The organism is Actinosynnema sp. NPDC059797, assembly GCF_042732085.1.
GTDB lineage: Bacteria > Actinomycetota > Actinomycetes > Mycobacteriales > Pseudonocardiaceae > Actinosynnema.
On record NZ_JBHWIE010000192.1, the window covers coordinates 1 to 14,212 of the forward strand.

A 14,212-nucleotide genomic window follows, 5' to 3' on the forward strand; every position below is an offset into this window, starting at 1 on the left:
CCCTACCCGCCCCGGCGGGCCGGGGTTTCCCCCGCGGCCCAACGCGCTCGGGGGGGGCCGAAACCGGGACGCCCCACACCGGCGGGTGTGGGCAGTCCGGTGGACGGGGCGGGCGACGTGCACCCCGGCGGGGGTCGTGCCGTGGCCGTCCCCGTCATCGGGCAGCGCGCGAGGCGGTGGGTGACGGGCCGTCCGGGTTCGTCGCCTATTCCTGCTCGGGCAACTCGGGTACCACCCTCAGGGCGCGGTTGCTGCGCGGTTCGGTGCGCGTCTTGGCCTCGTCGACCTGTCGGACCAACTCGTTGCGGACCTCGCCCAGCGCCGCTGACAGATCGCGCTTCGAGGACGTGGCGACGAGGTGCAGACGAGGAGTTCGGTTGATCCAGCACTCCAGGGTGACCCGTTGCTCGACGCCCTCGCGGTCTTTCAGGCTGATCTCCAGGTCGATCTGATCGGCTCGGAACGACCTCAACCGCGTACCGAGGGCATCCAGGTGCCCTACGACCCAGTCGCGTTCCGACACGTGGAACCCGGTCGCGAGTTGAAGCCGCTGGGCGATGACCGCTTCGCCTTCGGGGGTGGCGCGCATGTGCTCTCAGTCCTCCGTGGATTGCCATCGGGTGTCAGTGCGGGTGTCGGCTCGCGGAACGGTTCCGCGCGGGATCGCCGGCGTCCACCGGGTACGGCCCTGTCGCGTCCGCGCGGGTCCCCACCTCCGCGCGGTTCGGCGGCCGGAGGTCTGACGCGGGCGTGCGGGCACTCCGGTGAACGGTGTCGGAACGAGGGGATGCCGGGGTTCAGGACGGTTCCCCCGCGGATCTCGACGGCACGCCGGATGTCCCCGCTCGGCTCCCGGGCGCCGGTGAGGACCGGCCGCAGGTGCGGGAGCAGCGCTTCGCCGACCTCCCGCGTCGCCGGGTTCCACGGGTAGGACGGGCTGTGGTCCACGCCGTAGTGGCGCACGTGGTCGCCCACCGGGGAGTCCGGTCGTGCGAACGAGGTGGGGCGCGCCCACTCGAAGCCCATGACCGCGTCACGGGAGACGTCGACCATCAGGTGCTCCGCTCCGCGAGGAACTCCGCCGGCGGGACGCGACCGGAGTCCGCGGGGACCCGGCTGCGCCGCGGGTCGGCGTCGTCGTGGCCGAAGTGGAGGATCCGCGCGGAGTGGATCGGAGAGCCGACCTCCGCCGGCCGCGGTCGCGAGGCCGGCCGCCCTGTGGTCGACTCCCGGGTCGCGCGCTCCGACGTGCTCATGCCGTTGCTCCGTCCTCCGGTCGCGCGGTGCGGCCGTCCGGAATGTGATCAAATCGCCCGACGCCGAACTCGCGGCCGTTTCGGCAGAGCGGCGGTTTCACGGAGAAACGTCGCCTCGTACTCCGATGCTACACGCAAGGCCCACCCGCGCAATCGATAGCCGTGCTCGAACCCCCGGCCCGGCGGACGTTTCCTGAGAATTGGCTGTGTTTATTCGGTTCGACGACAGAAAATATTCGGCGATTTTTCGGTCGATCATGGCCCGGCGGGTGTAGGGTCGACGCTGTCGAGAACATCCCGCACAGGAGCGGTCAAGCTCGTGTCGTACTCGGCGAAAGTGCGAAACCGGCCTTTCCGGCCGGAGACGGGAGCCCGGGACCTCGTCGTCGAACTCCCCGCGCTGCCGGCGGCGTTGGCGGTTCGGCTGGGCGACGTCCTGCGGGTGAGCTACAACCTCTCCGAGTGGAACACCGCGCCCCGTCGCACCGCCGCCGACAGCCGTCGGATCCGGCTCGACGGGTTCAACTCGCGGCCCGCGCACACCGTGGACCTGGTCGCGGAGGACGGTCACCGCCTCACTCTGCTCGTCGTGCCGTCGAACACCGACCCGGCCTCCGCGCACCGCACCATGACGCTCGCGACGGACCTCGACAACGTCCAGACCGTCGACGACCTGCTCACCGCGGGCATCAGCACGACCACCCCGGCCCGACTCACGACCGACCCGTCCCGCACCGCCCTCGCGGATCGCGAAGCGGACGGTGGTCGAGTCCCGGCACAGACGAGCAGGAGCACCTCATGACGACACCGACCTACTTGTCCTCGTACGAACGCAGGGTCGAACTGGTCCGGGAGACGCTGTCGGCGCATTCCGGGATCAGCGGGAAGGACGCGCGGGAACTCGCCGTGCGCGTGCTGGACGCGCTGGACCACATCCCCGAGAAGGTGCGCTGATCACCGACTCGGAAATCGTTCAGCCGACCACCCCGCGGACGGCGTGGTCCTCGCCGGCGGTGCCGGGCCCGCGTTCCACCCCGACCCGAAGGGCCCCGTGTTCCGCACTCACGGTTTCCTGAGCACGCACCCGCCCACCCGGTGCGGACTGGCCACGTTCACCGCCGCCTTGCTGCACCGCCTGAGCGCGGTGGCGCCCGGCCGGCGGCGGGTGATCGGGGAAGTCGTCGGCCACGCCGACACCGCGGTGACCGCCCGCGAACCGTCCCCCGACAGGCCGCTGATCCTGACCTGGGGCCCGCTGGGGCGCGGCAACGGCATCGAGTGGGCCATCTCCGCGCTGGGTGCGCTGCGCGACCTCAAGCCGCGTTACCTGGTGGTCGGGCAGACCGACCCCGAGGTGCCGGCGCAGGAGGGCGAGGTCTACCGCAGGAACCTCCGCAACCGCGCCATCGCCTGCGGCGTCGCGGACCTGGTCGAGTTCGACCCGACCCACCGGGAGGTGGGCGCGCAGGCGGAGCTGGTCGACCGCGCCGATGTCGTCCTGCTCCCCTACGACTCGTCCGAGCGGGTCACCTCCGGTGTGCTCGTCGAAGCCCTGGCCGCTCGCAGGCCGGTCATCGCCACCGAGTTCCCGCACGCCGTCGAACTGCTGGTGGACGGCGCCGGGCTGCTGGTGCCCCACCGCGACCCGGCCGCCATCGCCGCGGCCCTGCGGCGGGTGCTGACCGAACCGGGACTCGCGACCGGGATGAGCGCCCGTTCGGCGAGCCTCGCCGGCGACGACACCGGCCTGTGCGAGCCGCCGAGCCGACCCGGCTGACGGCCTGACGGCGGGTTCGGCGGTGGCCGGGTTCGAGGTGCCGAACCGCTCGTCGGCCACGTCCGCGGCGGGTTCAGCCGGCTCGACGACCGAGCGGGACCGAGGTCTTCCGCTCGTCCCGACCGGCGTGCGGGGAGCCGGGTGCAGCGGAGATCCGCTCATCGGCCCACGCGGTGCCAGTCGGGATCGTCGACCGCCATCGCTCCACCTCCCCGTCCGGCCCGGAGAACCGCCGCTAGGCCGAATGAGTGGAGTGCCCGAAGGGGGTTGATGCCGCCCGCACCGCGCACCTAACGTCCTGACCCGATCAGGTCGACGGGTTCGGCTTTTCCCACCTCGCACCGATTCCACCCCCGAATTCACGGGACGCGGTGAGGGGTGCGCCGCACCCGTTGGCCAGCGCACGTCGGAACTCCGGCCGGGGGCTCAATGTTCGACTCGGACAGCTACCACCTCTGGCACGGCAACGCGCCGATGGAGGACTTCTTCCGCGACTCCGACCCGGGCATGTTCCTGGTCGGCGGCTCCGGCAGCAGGGTGCGCGACGCGGCGGGCCGCGAGTACCTCGACGCCCGCTCCTCCATGTGGAACGTCACCCTCGGCTACTCCTGCGAGCCGGTGAAGGCCGCCATGCGCGCGCAGCTCGACGTGCTGCCCTCCGGCACGGTGATGCGCTACGAGCACCCGACGCGGGTCGCGGCCGAGTACGCGGCCCGGCTCGCCGCCGCGCTGCCGAGCCCGCTGGACCACATCAGGTTCGGCAACACCGGCAGCCAGATGACCGAGGCCGCCGCCATGCTGTCGCGGTTCCACCGGCGGATGACCGGTGAACCGGAACGCACCCACGTCGTCACCGTGAAGGGCAGCTACCACGGCACCGGTCCGCTGGCCACCGCCCTGACCGGCGAGGAGGTGTTCCACCGGTTCTCCGCGCCGATCGACCCGTTCGTCCGCAACGCGCCGACCCCGGACTTCGGCGACGGCGGCGACGACCCCGTGCGCCCGGTGCTCGACCTGGTCGACGAGATCGGCGCGGAGCGGGTCACCGCCGTCATGGTGGAACCGGTGCTCGGCACGTTCGTCCAGCCGGTGCCGCACCGCTACCTCAACGCGCTGATCGCGGGGTGCCGGGCCCGCGGCATCCACGTGATCGCCGACGAGATCACCACCGGCGCGGGCCGGGCCGGTTCGATGACCGTCAGCGAGCGGCTGGAGGCCGTGCCGGACATGCTGGTGCTGGGCAAGGGCTTGAGCGCCGGCTACTTCCCGCTGGCCGCGCTCGCCGTGTCCCGCCCGATCTACGACGCGCTCCACGGCACCGAGCACCGCGTGGGCTTCCTCAACGGCTCCACCACCGACGGCCACCCGATCGGCATGGCCGCCGGCGCCGCGGTGCTGGACGTGATCACCGCGCCCGGGTTCTTCGAGGACGTGCGCGAGCGGGCCGCGTTCCTGCGCGACGCCCTGCGGGAAGGGTTGTCCGACATCGCGGCGGTGCGCGAGGTCGGCGGCGAGGGCATGATGATCGGCATCGAGCTGGCGTACCGGGACGGCACGCCGTGGTCCCTGACCGACACCAACCGGCTGCGGCTCGCGTGCCGGGACGGCGGCCTGCTGACGAGCTTCTCGGTCGGGGTGCTGCCGCTGATGCCGACGCTGGTCATCGACCCGGCCGACTGCGCGGACCTGGTCGCGCTGCTGGGCAAGGCGCTGCGCGACTTCCGACCGGGGAAGCCGGCTTGAGCCTTGGCGGGCGCCTCGGCGCCGTGCGGAACCTGGTGGTCGCCAACGGGGTCACCTCTTTCGGGGCCGGCGTCACCGAGTTCGCCCTGCCGCTGGTCGCGTTGACCCTGCTGGACGCCTCGGCGTCGGAGGTCGCCCTGCTGTACGCCGTGTCGCTGGCCGCGCGCGCGGTGGTGAGCCTGCCGGTCGGGGTGTGGGTCGACCGCACCGACCGCGCCCGCGCGGCCGTCCTCGGCCTGGTGGCGGGCGGATTGGTGGTGCTCGCGGTGCCGGCGCTGACGGCGGGCGGCGTGCTGTCGATGGGCTGGCTGGTCGCGGTGGCCGTCGGCGCGGGTGTGACCTCGACCGTCGTCCAGGTCGCCGCGCAGGCCCTGGTGCCGGCGCTGGTCGACGGGCGGCAACTGCTGTCCGCCAACGCCGGCCTGACGTTCGGCCGCTCGCTGGGCACCATGGTGGGCCCCGGCGCGGGCGGCATCGTGGTCGGCTGGATCGGCGCCGGTTTCGCGCTGCTGGTCGACGGCGTGAGCCAGTTGCTCGCCGCGCTGATGCTGGTGCGCCTCCGCGACCCCGCGCCGCACCGCGAGGTGGTGGACCGACCGCGCCGCGCCGCGTGGCACGGCGTCCAGGCGGTGCTCGCTGACCCCTTGCTGCGGCGGATCCTGGTGGGCACCACGGTGTTCAACGTCAGCGGCGGCCTCATCGGCAGCCTGTACTTCCCGTACGCCTACCAGGACCTCGGGCTCTCGCCGATCGGCCTCGGCGTCGCGGCCATGGTCGGCAACGTCGGCCTGCTCGCGGGCAGCGCGCTCGCGCCCCGCGCGGTCCGGCGCCTCGGCCTCACTCGGGCGGCCACCCTGTCCGACACGATCGCGGTCGCCTCGTTCGGCCTCATCCTGGGCGCGTCGCTGCTCTCGCCGCTGGCGATGCTGGCCGTCTACGAGTTCCTGTTCGGGCTCGCGATCTCCGTGTTCCGGGTGAGCGTCGCGACCCTGCGCCAGGAGCGGACCCCGGGCGTGCTGCAGGGCCGCGTGTTCAGCATCGTGCTGCTGGGCCCCATGTTCGGCGCGCCGGTGGGCGCGGCCGTCGGGGCGGGCCTGGCCGTGCCCTTCGGGGTGCCGGGCGCGATCGCGGTCGGTGTGGCGGTGGGCGTGCTCAGCCTGGCCCCGTTCTGGCTGCCGGGCTGGCGCACCGAACCGGAACCGGAGCCCGCGCCCGACCCGGCCCCGGACCCGGCCCGGTAGGTCGCGCCCCTACGCCGCGACGTAGGGGACGGGCCAGTGGCGCATCCGGAACGGCAGCACCAGCACGGTCTCCTCGCCGCGCAGGGCCAGGCCGAACTCCACCGCGTCGGCGAGGGCCCCGGTGGTCGCCTCGTCCAGCTCGGCCGGCGAGGTGGCCTCGGCGAGCGCGCGGAAGTGGTCCGCGCTCTCGCCGTCGATGGTCAGGTGGGCGGCCTCGCCGCCGGGGCGGACGTCCTTCACCGTCACGAAACCGGGCCCGAGGCGGTAGTAGTAGGCGCCGTACCGGTAGGCGGCGCGCCACGCCGCCGCGCACCCGGCCGCGTCCCCGACGCCCCGCGCCGGCGGCACGAGGTGGTGGAGGTCGCGCTCCCCGACCAGCGGCAGGCCGCCGAGCACCCAGTCCAGGCGCAGCGCGTGGCTGGTGCACTCGCGCAGGAACCGCAGCACCCGCAGGTCCTCGTCGAGGTCCGCGCCGGCCGGCACGGGCTCCTCGACCAGCACCCGCTCGTAGCCCGCCGCGGCGATCTCGGCCGGTGCGGCGGCCGTCCAGCCCGGCAGGACCAGCGTCCGCCCGGTGCCCTGTTCGCGCGGCTCCCGCGTCACGAGACCGGCGCCCGTCGTCGTGCGTGTCATGCCCGTCACCCCACCTTCACCGGCACGGCGGTGGTCGCCAGCGCCAGGTAGCCGCCCGCTTCCGAGAACAGCAGCCCCCGCCGCAGCAACGCGTCCACCCACTCCCGCAGGGCGTCCGGGTCCGGGCGCCTGCCCGCCTCGGCGAGCCGCCGCACCAGCGCCGCGAACGTCCTGCCCTGCTCCAGCTCCCCGTAGGCGGCCACGAGGTCCGGGTCCTCGATCAAGACGTCCTCGCGCGGCCACCCGACCCGGCGGTCCTGCAGCACGATCGCGCCGTCCTCGTCGAGCCGTTGCAGGTAGCTGTCCGAGTAGAGGTCGTGCCAGGCGTGGACCTGCGCGACCAGCTCGGCCGCCTCCGCCTCCGACAAGCCCTGGTCCGGGGTGTCGAACAGGTACACCAGGTCGGCCTTCTCCGCCTCGGGGAGCCGGTACACGTGCGCGTACAGGTCCGCGCTGCTGCGCTCCGGGAAGCCGAGCGCCGGGTTGTCGAAGTACGGGCTGAACCGCTCCAACAGGATCCGACCCGCGGCCGACGGCGGTTGCAGGTGGCACAGCGCGGGCAGTTGCCGCACCACGTCGGCGTACTCGGCCGCGGTCTCGCCCGGGAACCCGTACAGCCAGTTCCACGACACGGTCAGCCCGTGGGACTCGCAGTCGCGCAGCGTGCGGACGTTCCGCAGCCCGGACACGCCCTTGTCCATGAGCTTGAGCACCGGGCTGACCAGCGACTCGATCCCGGGCTGGACGTGCGCGACGCCCGCCCGGCGCAGGACCTCGACCTCGGCGGGCTTCAGGTTGGACTTCAGCTCGTAGTGCACCCGCAGGTCCCAGCCCTGCTCGGCGATCCGGGGCAGCACGGTGCGGAAGTAGTTGTTGTCGATGATGTTGTCCACGGTGATCACGTCGAGCACCTGGTGCCGGGAGACCAGGTGGGCCAGCTCGTCGAGCACGCGGTCCGGCGACTTGGACCGGAACTCCATGAGCGTGCCGTTCAGCCCGCAGAACGTGCAGTGGTGCGCCTCGCCCCACCAGCAGCCGCGCGCGGTCTCCACCACCAGCTTGGGCTCGACGTGGCTGCGCACCGGCGAGGCGTCGAGGTGGGCGAACCAGTCGTCGAAGTCCGGCACCGGGATCCGGGCGGGCGGCACGGGGTGGCGTCGGGTGTCGTTGACCCGCTGGGTGTCGCCGTCCCACCAGCACAGGCCGGGCACGTCGGCGAACGGCACCTCGCCCTCCAGCGCGCGCAGCAGCGCCGGGAACGCGATCTCGCCCTCGCCGCGCACCACGTAGTCCACGAACCGGTAGTTGCGGTGCAGGGCGGTGCCCATGTCGCCGTCGCAGTTGCCGCCGCCGAAGACGATCGCGACCTCGGGCGCGAGCTGCTTGATCCGCCGCGCCGCCGCGAGGCTGGGCACGTTCTGCATGAACGTGGTGCTGAAGCCGACCGTGTCCGGCGCGCCGTCGAGGATCTCGGCCACGGCCAGCTCGATGAACTCCGCCGCGTAGGGCCGGATCCGCCGCGCCCGGTCGACGTCGACCGCGTGCTTGGTGAGGTAGTCGTCCAGCGCGGTGACCCCGAAGTCCGGGTCGTCGTGCAGCACGCCGGTGAACACCCAGTCGCCGAGGCCGTGGAACAGCCCGTTCTCGGCGACGTCGGTGTAGTCGGCGGCGCCCAGGCCGCCGTCGGTGGCGGCCATCAGGAACTCGGTCAGCCGCAGGCCGCCGTGGTAGGCGCGCGGCACGGGCAGGCCCTCGGCCGCGCAGCACGCCCGCAGCAGGCCCAACGGCAACGACGGTGACTCGATGGCCTGCCACGGCATGGCGGCGAGGCACGTCGACCTGGGCACGTCTCCTCCTGGGAAGCGTTGGGGCGGACCGACTCGGGTGGGACCGGCGCCGCGGGTCCCACCCGGTTCCGAACTGCTACTTCGCGGTGTTGCGCTTGGCCGCCAGGTCACCGCCCTGGAGGTACTTGCACACCCCCGTCACGGTCGTCTTGATCTCCACCTTCTTGATCTTCATGCCACGTCACCTCCTCCCGCCGTCTCGATCCCAACCGCCCGCAACCGGATCCGGTGCCGGTGCAGGAACCAGTCGTGGACCGCGGCGGGCTCGCGACCGGTGAGCGCGCCGAGCCACTTCGCCACGCCGGCGAGTCCGGTCAGCCCGAGCCCGGTCTCGATCCACTCCTCGCCGTGCTCGCGCCACGCCTCGCGCCCCTCGGGCGTCCTGGACTCGCGCGCGAGGTAGTTCATGCCGATCGCGATGTGCCGGACCTCGTCGTGCCGGATGTGGTGGTACAGCCTGCCGAGCGGGTCGTCCGCGAACACCTCGCGCAGCAGCAGGAACTCGTCGGCGGCGAAGCCCTCCAGCATCGTGTGCACGAGCGCCTTCCCCAGGTACGGCAGCGCGGTCAGGCCCTCGTCGAGCGGCTCGACCATCTCCTGGCACTCCTCCGGCTCACCGCCCACCACGCTCGCGTAGTGGTAGAAGGCGTCGGCGTGCCGGGCCTCGTCCGAGACCGCGGTCGCGAGGCTGAACCGCAGCGCGGTGTCCTCGGTCTGCACGGCGAGGGTCGCGGCGGCCACCAGGCCCGCCTGCTCGGCGTAGTAGCCGCGGGAGGCCAGCTTCCAGGCCAGCTCGGACCGCTTCGCGTCCCGGGTGAACGGACCGCTCGCGATCACGTCCTCGGCCCGCCACGGCGTGACGTCCCGCCCCAGGCCGAAGATGCGGTAGGTCAGCTCGTCGGCGTCGAGGGCCTCGGGGCGCAGCAGTCCCATCAGACCGATCCCTTCGTGAGTGTCGGCGCTCCCAGGGTGGCCAGCGCGGCGTCCACCACGGCGGGCACGTCGGGGGCGAGCACGGCCTGGAGCCCGGGGTTGACGGGCGCCGGGCACGCCGCGCCGCTGACCACGCGCACCCGGTCGGGCGCCACCGCGCCGGCCGCGACGAGCTGGTAGGCGACGGAGTGCATCAGCGAGCACGCCGGCGGCGCCTCGTCCACCAGCACCGCGCCGCCGGTGGCCGCGACCAGCTCGGCCAGCAGCGCGGCGTCCAGCGGCGCGGCGGTCCGCAGGTCGACGACCTGGGCGGCGCGCCCGCGCCCGGCGAGCGCGGTCGCCGCGCCCAGCACCGTGCGCACCGTGTTGCCGATGCCGATCAACGTCACGTCCCGCCCCGCGGTGACCCGGTTGGGCACGCCGAACGGCAGCGGCGCGGGGCTCGGCTCCGGTTCGGGCAGCGACTCCCAGCCGGGCGCGAACAGCGCGGGCGACTCCAGCACCACCACCGGGTCGGGGTGGCGCAGCGCGGCGGCGAGCAGCCCCGCGGCCGAGTTCGGCGAGCCCGGCACCGCGACGACCAGCCCCGGCACCTGCGCCAGCATCGCGTGCGGCGCGTGCTCGTGCTGCGCGCCCAGGTGCTCGCCGCCCCTGGTGAGCGCGCGGATCGCCAGCGGCACCCGGAACTGGCCGTCGGTGAGGTAGCGCCACTTGGTCGCCTGGTTCACCAGCGGGTCGAACGCGCTGAACAGGAACGCGGCCCGCGCGACGTTGACCAGCACGCGCCGCCCGGTCAGCGCCATGCCGGTCGCCATGCCCAGCATGGCGTTCTCGGCGATCGGCAGCTGGATCATCCGGTCGGCGCCGAACAGCTCGCGGTGGGCGGCCGGGTGGTGGGTGCACAGCAGGGCGAGGTCCGGCTGCTCCTCCAGCGCCGCGCGCAGCGCGGCGGAAGCCGGGTGGCGGCGGGCCATCAGGCGGGCCCGGCCCAGCCGGCGACGGCCACCGCCGTCGTCGCGGAAGCGGGCTCCGGTTCCGGTGTGGCCAGGGCGATCGCGGCCACCGCGGCGACCTCCTCGGCCACGGCGGCGCGCACCGGCGCCGGGTCGACGCCCGACGCGGCCAGCGCGGTCGCCGCCACGTCCAGCGGGTCGCGCCGGCGCCAGCGGTCGACCTCGTCCGCCGGCCGGTACTCGGCCGGGACGTCGGGGCCGGACTGCGCGTGGAAGTGCCGCAGGTAGGTCCGCGCCACGAGGACGCGGGGACCCGCGCCGGCCCGGCAGTCGGCGAGCAGCTCCGCCGCCGCGCGGGCGACCTCGGTGACGTCGTTGCCGTCGACCTCGCGGTGCCCGACGCCGAGGCCGGCGGCGAGTTCGGCGGGGGACAGCGAGGCGACCTCGTGGCTCGGCGTGTGGTCCTGCCAGCCGTTGTCCTCGCACACCACCAGCAGCGGCAACCCGAGGTGCCGGGCGATGGTCAGCGTCTCGTAGGCGACACCGGCGCCCAGCGCGCCGTCGCCGCAGAACACCAGCACGGCGCGACCGCCGCCGGCGCGCTGCTCGTTCAGCGCGACGCCCGCCGAGATCGGGAGCTGCGCGGCCACGATCGAACTGGCGCCGAGGAACCGGTTGGCGCGGTCGGCCAGGTGCATGGACCCGCCCTTGCCACCGCACAGGCCGCCCTGCCGGGTGAGGATCTCGCGCAGGACCGCGAGCGGGTCGGAGCCGCAGGCCAGCGCGTGCCCGTGACAGCGGTAGTAGCTGACCACCCACTCCTCGGGCAGCCGACCGGCGAGCACACCGGCCGCGACGGCCTCGTGCCCGGTGCAGGGGTGCACGAAACCCGGCACCAGCCCGGCCGCGGTCATGCCCAGGACCTCTTCCTCGAAGATCCTTATCAGACACATCGTCCGATAGGCGGCGACCAGCTCCGCCTCTCTCATGCGGCCCCCAAGGCGATGATCATTGTTCGCGGATTGCGCGTTCGCATTCGTCGGGCGGGGTCGGGTTTCGCCGGGCGGGTCGGCCGGCCCAGCGCGCTAGAGGGATACTAAGATGATCAGGGGGCCGCGAACAGGGAAAACAGGCGGAAGAACACGAACGGCCGCACCGCTCCACTGTCCGCGGGCGGGTCTTCAGCCGAATGGTGGCGGGACGGCCGTATATTCGGTGCAGCCGTTCGCGAAAATTTGCCCGGTCTTCCGCTGGGCCACGGAAAGATCACAATGCACCGCCAATACTTCGGCTTTTCCTTTCAACGGTTGACCGTTTTCCGGGGGCGTTCCCGGTGATCCCGCGGACCGCGGCGGTGATCCGCGGCGATATCCTGGGGCGATGCGAAAGCCGCCCACCGGCCCCCTGTGCACGCGGGACTCGATCGCCGCCCAGCTCGGTGAGGCGGGCCTGCGCCGCGGTGACACCGTGCTCGTGCACTCCTCGCTCAGCTCGCTCGGCTGGGTCTGCGGCGGGGCCGTCGCGGTCGTGCGGGCGCTGCTCGACGCCCTGGGCGAGGACGGCACGCTGGTGGTGCCCACGCAGTGCGGCGACAACTCCGACCCGGCGAAGTGGCGGAACCCGCCCGTGCCCGAGTCGTGGTGGGACGGCATCCGCGCGTCGATGCCGCCCTACGACCCGCGCACCACCCCGTCGAGCGGCATGGGCGTGATCCCCGAGGTGGTGCGGACCTGGCCGGGGGCGCTCCGCAGCGCCCACCCGCAGACGTCGTTCGCCGCCGTCGGGCCGCGCGCCGCCGAGGTCGTGGAGGGCCACGCCCTCGACAGCCAACTCGGCGAGCGCAGCCCGCTCGCGCGGCTGGAGGCGCTGGGCGCGCGGGTCCTCCTGCTGGGGGTCGGCTTCGACTCCTGCACCGCGTTCCACCTGGCCGAGTACCGCCTCCCGGCCCCGGTGGAGGCCGACAACTCCTTCGCGGTCACGACGGCGCGGGGCCGGTCCTGGACGACCGTGCGCGACGTCGCCGTCGACAACGACGACTTCGCGGAGCTGGGCGCGGCCTTCGTCGAGGACCGACCGGTCCGGCACGGCCGGGTGGGCGCGGCGGTCACCCGGCTGTTCCCGCTGGCGGAGGCCGTCGCGTACGCCGAGGTGTGGCTGGCGGAGCACCGCGTCGGCCGACCGGCCGCCGACGCCTGCCCGTAGACCGGGCCGCCGCCCTCCGTCAGCCCTTCAAGGGGTCGTGGCCCCAGTTCATCAGCGAGTAGCGCCACTTCGTGTGCTCCACGTCCCCGTCCGGGCGCTGCGCCAGGTGCCGGTGGACGTACCCGACGACCTTGCGCATGTGCGCCCGGTCGTCGTCGGTCAGCTCGCCCTTCTTCTTCCGCAGCAGCTCCACGATCCGCCTGCCGGACTCGTGCCCGACCGACTCGCCGCCGTCGGACTGGCCGACCGACTTCGACTCGTCGGTACCCAGCCACCTCTCCAGCTCCGCCGCCGTCATGTTGACGGCCTCGTCGAACTCGCCGCTCACGAGTCGTCCCCCAGCGCGGACGGCTTGTGCACCGCGTCCTTGCCGCTCTTGTCGCTGCGCACCCGGTACTGCGGCTCGTCCTCCGACGCCCGGACCACCCGGCCCGCGGCCTCGGTGTCCTCGGTGATCTCCTCGACCACCTCGCCGTGCACGGTCCGGCCGTGACTGGACCAGGTGACCGCGTCACCCTTCTCGAACTCGTCCTCGCCCATGGGGAGATCCTGTGCCGTCGCGCCGGGTCGTGCACGACGGCCACCCGATGGGGTGACCGGTGGCCCGGTGCCGCCCGGAGCCCCGAGCCACGCGAAATCCCCGCGCGCCCGACCGGGTGGCGAAGGTACGTTGGAAGACTTTGTTCCCACTCGAAGGAGGACCATGGACGCCCCCTCTTCGCACAGCCGGTTCCTCGACGAGGTGCTGCCCCGGATCCGGCGGGACCCGAGGGTGGCCGGCGTCGCCGTCACGGGTTCGCTCGCGGGCGGGCGCCCCGACGCCTACTCCGACGTGGACCTCGTCGTGGTCGTCGACGACGGGGCGTTCGAGGAGGTCATGGCGGAGCGCCTCGCGCTGATCGGCTCGTGGACCGCCCTGGTGGTGGGTTTCACCGGCGAGCACGTCGGGGAGCCCCGGCTGATCATCACGCTCGTCGGCCCTCCCCTGCTCCACGTCGACTTCAAGTTCGTGCGGGCCTCGGACTTCGCCGAGCGCGTCGAGGACCCGGAAGTCCTGTGGGACCGGGACGGCGGTCTGGCCCGCTCCCTCGCGGAGCGCCCGCCCGCGGCCTCGCCGCCGGACCTCCAGTGGATCGAGGACCGGTTCTGGGTCTGGGTGCACTACGGCGCGACGAAGCTCGGGCGCGGCGAGCTGTTCGAGGCCATCGGCTTCCTCGGCTACCTGCGCGAGGCGGTGCTGGGCCCGCTGGCCGCCCACCGGGTGGGCGCCCCGCCGCGCGGTGTCCGCCACCTCGAGTTCATCGCCCCGGACGAGGCCCGTGACCTGCGGAGGACCCTGTGCGGCTACGACCGGCAGGACGCCGGTCGGGCGCTCCTGGCCTGCGTCGAGCTGTACCGGCGGTGGCGCGACGACGCCGGCGCGCCGGTCGAGCGCCGTGGCCAGGCGGAGAAGCTCGCCGTGGAGTACCTCGACGACGTCCTGGGGCAGGCGGGCTGACCGGACCACCCCGCCGCGGGAACGGGAACCGCTCCTCCCCCGTCGAAGCCGACGACGAGGCACGGGAGGCCACATGACGTATCCCCGGCAACCGTTCGGCGGAAGCGGTCAGCACCCGCAGGCGGGACC

At 73.5% G+C, this 14,212-nt stretch carries 16 protein-coding genes; 7 read left to right on the forward strand and 9 right to left on the reverse strand.

Translation table 11 applies throughout. From position 1 onward, the window contains the following. Positions 1 to 205: 205 nt before the first annotated feature. On the reverse strand, positions 206 to 589 hold the full coding sequence (locus tag ACFV4N_RS29795) for an HPF/RaiA family ribosome-associated protein (RefSeq protein WP_499675940.1): 384 nt from the start codon (positions 587 to 589) through the stop codon (positions 206 to 208). Positions 590 to 1,052: 463 nt separating this feature from the next. Then, entirely contained in the window at positions 1,053 to 1,256 is a 204-nt protein-coding gene (locus ACFV4N_RS29800; RefSeq protein WP_499675941.1) for a hypothetical protein, read from the reverse strand. A gap of 337 nt (positions 1,257 to 1,593) precedes the next feature. On the opposite strand from ACFV4N_RS29800, the gene ACFV4N_RS29805 reads away from it, so the two are divergent. The 5 genes from ACFV4N_RS29805 (at position 1,594) to ACFV4N_RS29825 (ending at position 6,017) form a co-directional block, all read left to right on the forward strand. Beyond that, the gene (locus tag ACFV4N_RS29805) at positions 1,594 to 2,058 is read left to right on the forward strand and encodes a DUF5994 family protein (RefSeq protein WP_499675942.1); all 465 of its coding nucleotides are present in this window, start codon (positions 1,594 to 1,596) and stop codon (positions 2,056 to 2,058) included. Next, on the forward strand, positions 2,055 to 2,210 hold the full coding sequence (locus ACFV4N_RS29810) for a DUF6307 family protein (protein WP_499675943.1): 156 nt from the start codon (positions 2,055 to 2,057) through the stop codon (positions 2,208 to 2,210). The genes ACFV4N_RS29805 and ACFV4N_RS29810 overlap by 4 nt, the downstream gene beginning before the upstream one ends. 97 nt (positions 2,211 to 2,307) lie before the next feature. Next, positions 2,308 to 3,033 (forward strand): glycosyltransferase, encoded by a 726-nt coding sequence (locus ACFV4N_RS29815; RefSeq protein WP_499675944.1) that lies wholly within the window; start codon positions 2,308 to 2,310, stop codon positions 3,031 to 3,033. A gap of 429 nt (positions 3,034 to 3,462) precedes the next feature. Further along, the gene (locus tag ACFV4N_RS29820) at positions 3,463 to 4,776 is read left to right on the forward strand and encodes an aminotransferase class III-fold pyridoxal phosphate-dependent enzyme (RefSeq protein WP_499675945.1); all 1,314 of its coding nucleotides are present in this window, start codon (positions 3,463 to 3,465) and stop codon (positions 4,774 to 4,776) included. Next, positions 4,773 to 6,017, forward strand: coding sequence for an MFS transporter (locus tag ACFV4N_RS29825; protein WP_499675946.1), 1,245 nt, complete (start codon positions 4,773 to 4,775; stop codon positions 6,015 to 6,017). The genes ACFV4N_RS29820 and ACFV4N_RS29825 overlap by 4 nt, the downstream gene beginning before the upstream one ends. Before the next feature lie 9 nt (positions 6,018 to 6,026). Here ACFV4N_RS29825 and ACFV4N_RS29830 read toward each other — a convergent pair whose 3' ends face one another. From ACFV4N_RS29830 to ACFV4N_RS29850, 5 genes are all read right to left on the reverse strand, one after another. Beyond that, positions 6,027 to 6,650, reverse strand: coding sequence for a DUF5825 family protein (locus ACFV4N_RS29830; RefSeq protein WP_499675947.1), 624 nt, complete (start codon positions 6,648 to 6,650; stop codon positions 6,027 to 6,029). Positions 6,651 to 6,655: 5 nt separating this feature from the next. After that, the gene (locus tag ACFV4N_RS29835; protein ID WP_499675948.1) at positions 6,656 to 8,497 is read right to left on the reverse strand and encodes a RiPP maturation radical SAM C-methyltransferase; all 1,842 of its coding nucleotides are present in this window, start codon (positions 8,495 to 8,497) and stop codon (positions 6,656 to 6,658) included. Positions 8,498 to 8,668: 171 nt separating this feature from the next. Continuing rightward, positions 8,669 to 9,430: a ferritin-like domain-containing protein gene (locus ACFV4N_RS29840; RefSeq protein ID WP_499675949.1), complete on the reverse strand. Its 762-nt coding sequence runs from the start codon at positions 9,428 to 9,430 to the stop codon at positions 8,669 to 8,671. After that, on the reverse strand, positions 9,430 to 10,404 hold the full coding sequence (locus ACFV4N_RS29845) for a transketolase C-terminal domain-containing protein (protein ID WP_499675950.1): 975 nt from the start codon (positions 10,402 to 10,404) through the stop codon (positions 9,430 to 9,432). Before ACFV4N_RS29845 ends, ACFV4N_RS29840 begins: the two co-directional genes overlap by 1 nt. Continuing rightward, positions 10,404 to 11,372: a thiamine pyrophosphate-dependent dehydrogenase E1 component subunit alpha gene (locus tag ACFV4N_RS29850; protein ID WP_499675951.1), complete on the reverse strand. Its 969-nt coding sequence runs from the start codon at positions 11,370 to 11,372 to the stop codon at positions 10,404 to 10,406. Before ACFV4N_RS29850 ends, ACFV4N_RS29845 begins: the two co-directional genes overlap by 1 nt. Before the next feature lie 391 nt (positions 11,373 to 11,763). Between ACFV4N_RS29850 and ACFV4N_RS29855 the strand changes: the two genes are divergently transcribed. Continuing rightward, on the forward strand, positions 11,764 to 12,585 hold the full coding sequence (locus tag ACFV4N_RS29855; protein WP_499675952.1) for an AAC(3) family N-acetyltransferase: 822 nt from the start codon (positions 11,764 to 11,766) through the stop codon (positions 12,583 to 12,585). 19 nt (positions 12,586 to 12,604) lie between these two features. Here the strand turns inward: ACFV4N_RS29855 and ACFV4N_RS29860 are convergent, their stop codons facing one another. Both ACFV4N_RS29860 and ACFV4N_RS29865 read right to left on the reverse strand, forming a co-directional pair. Next, complete coding sequence (locus ACFV4N_RS29860; protein WP_499675953.1) at positions 12,605 to 12,913, reverse strand: DUF3140 domain-containing protein; 309 nt, start codon at positions 12,911 to 12,913, stop codon at positions 12,605 to 12,607. Then, a complete protein-coding gene (locus ACFV4N_RS29865) occupies positions 12,910 to 13,125 on the reverse strand; it encodes a hypervirulence associated TUDOR domain-containing protein (RefSeq protein WP_499675954.1) in 216 nt (71 codons plus the stop codon). Before ACFV4N_RS29865 ends, ACFV4N_RS29860 begins: the two co-directional genes overlap by 4 nt. A 163-nt stretch (positions 13,126 to 13,288) precedes the next feature. On the opposite strand from ACFV4N_RS29865, the gene ACFV4N_RS29870 reads away from it, so the two are divergent. Beyond that, positions 13,289 to 14,083, forward strand: a complete 795-nt coding sequence (locus ACFV4N_RS29870; RefSeq protein ID WP_499675955.1) for a nucleotidyltransferase domain-containing protein — start codon at positions 13,289 to 13,291, stop codon at positions 14,081 to 14,083. Positions 14,084 to 14,212 lie beyond the last annotated feature (129 nt).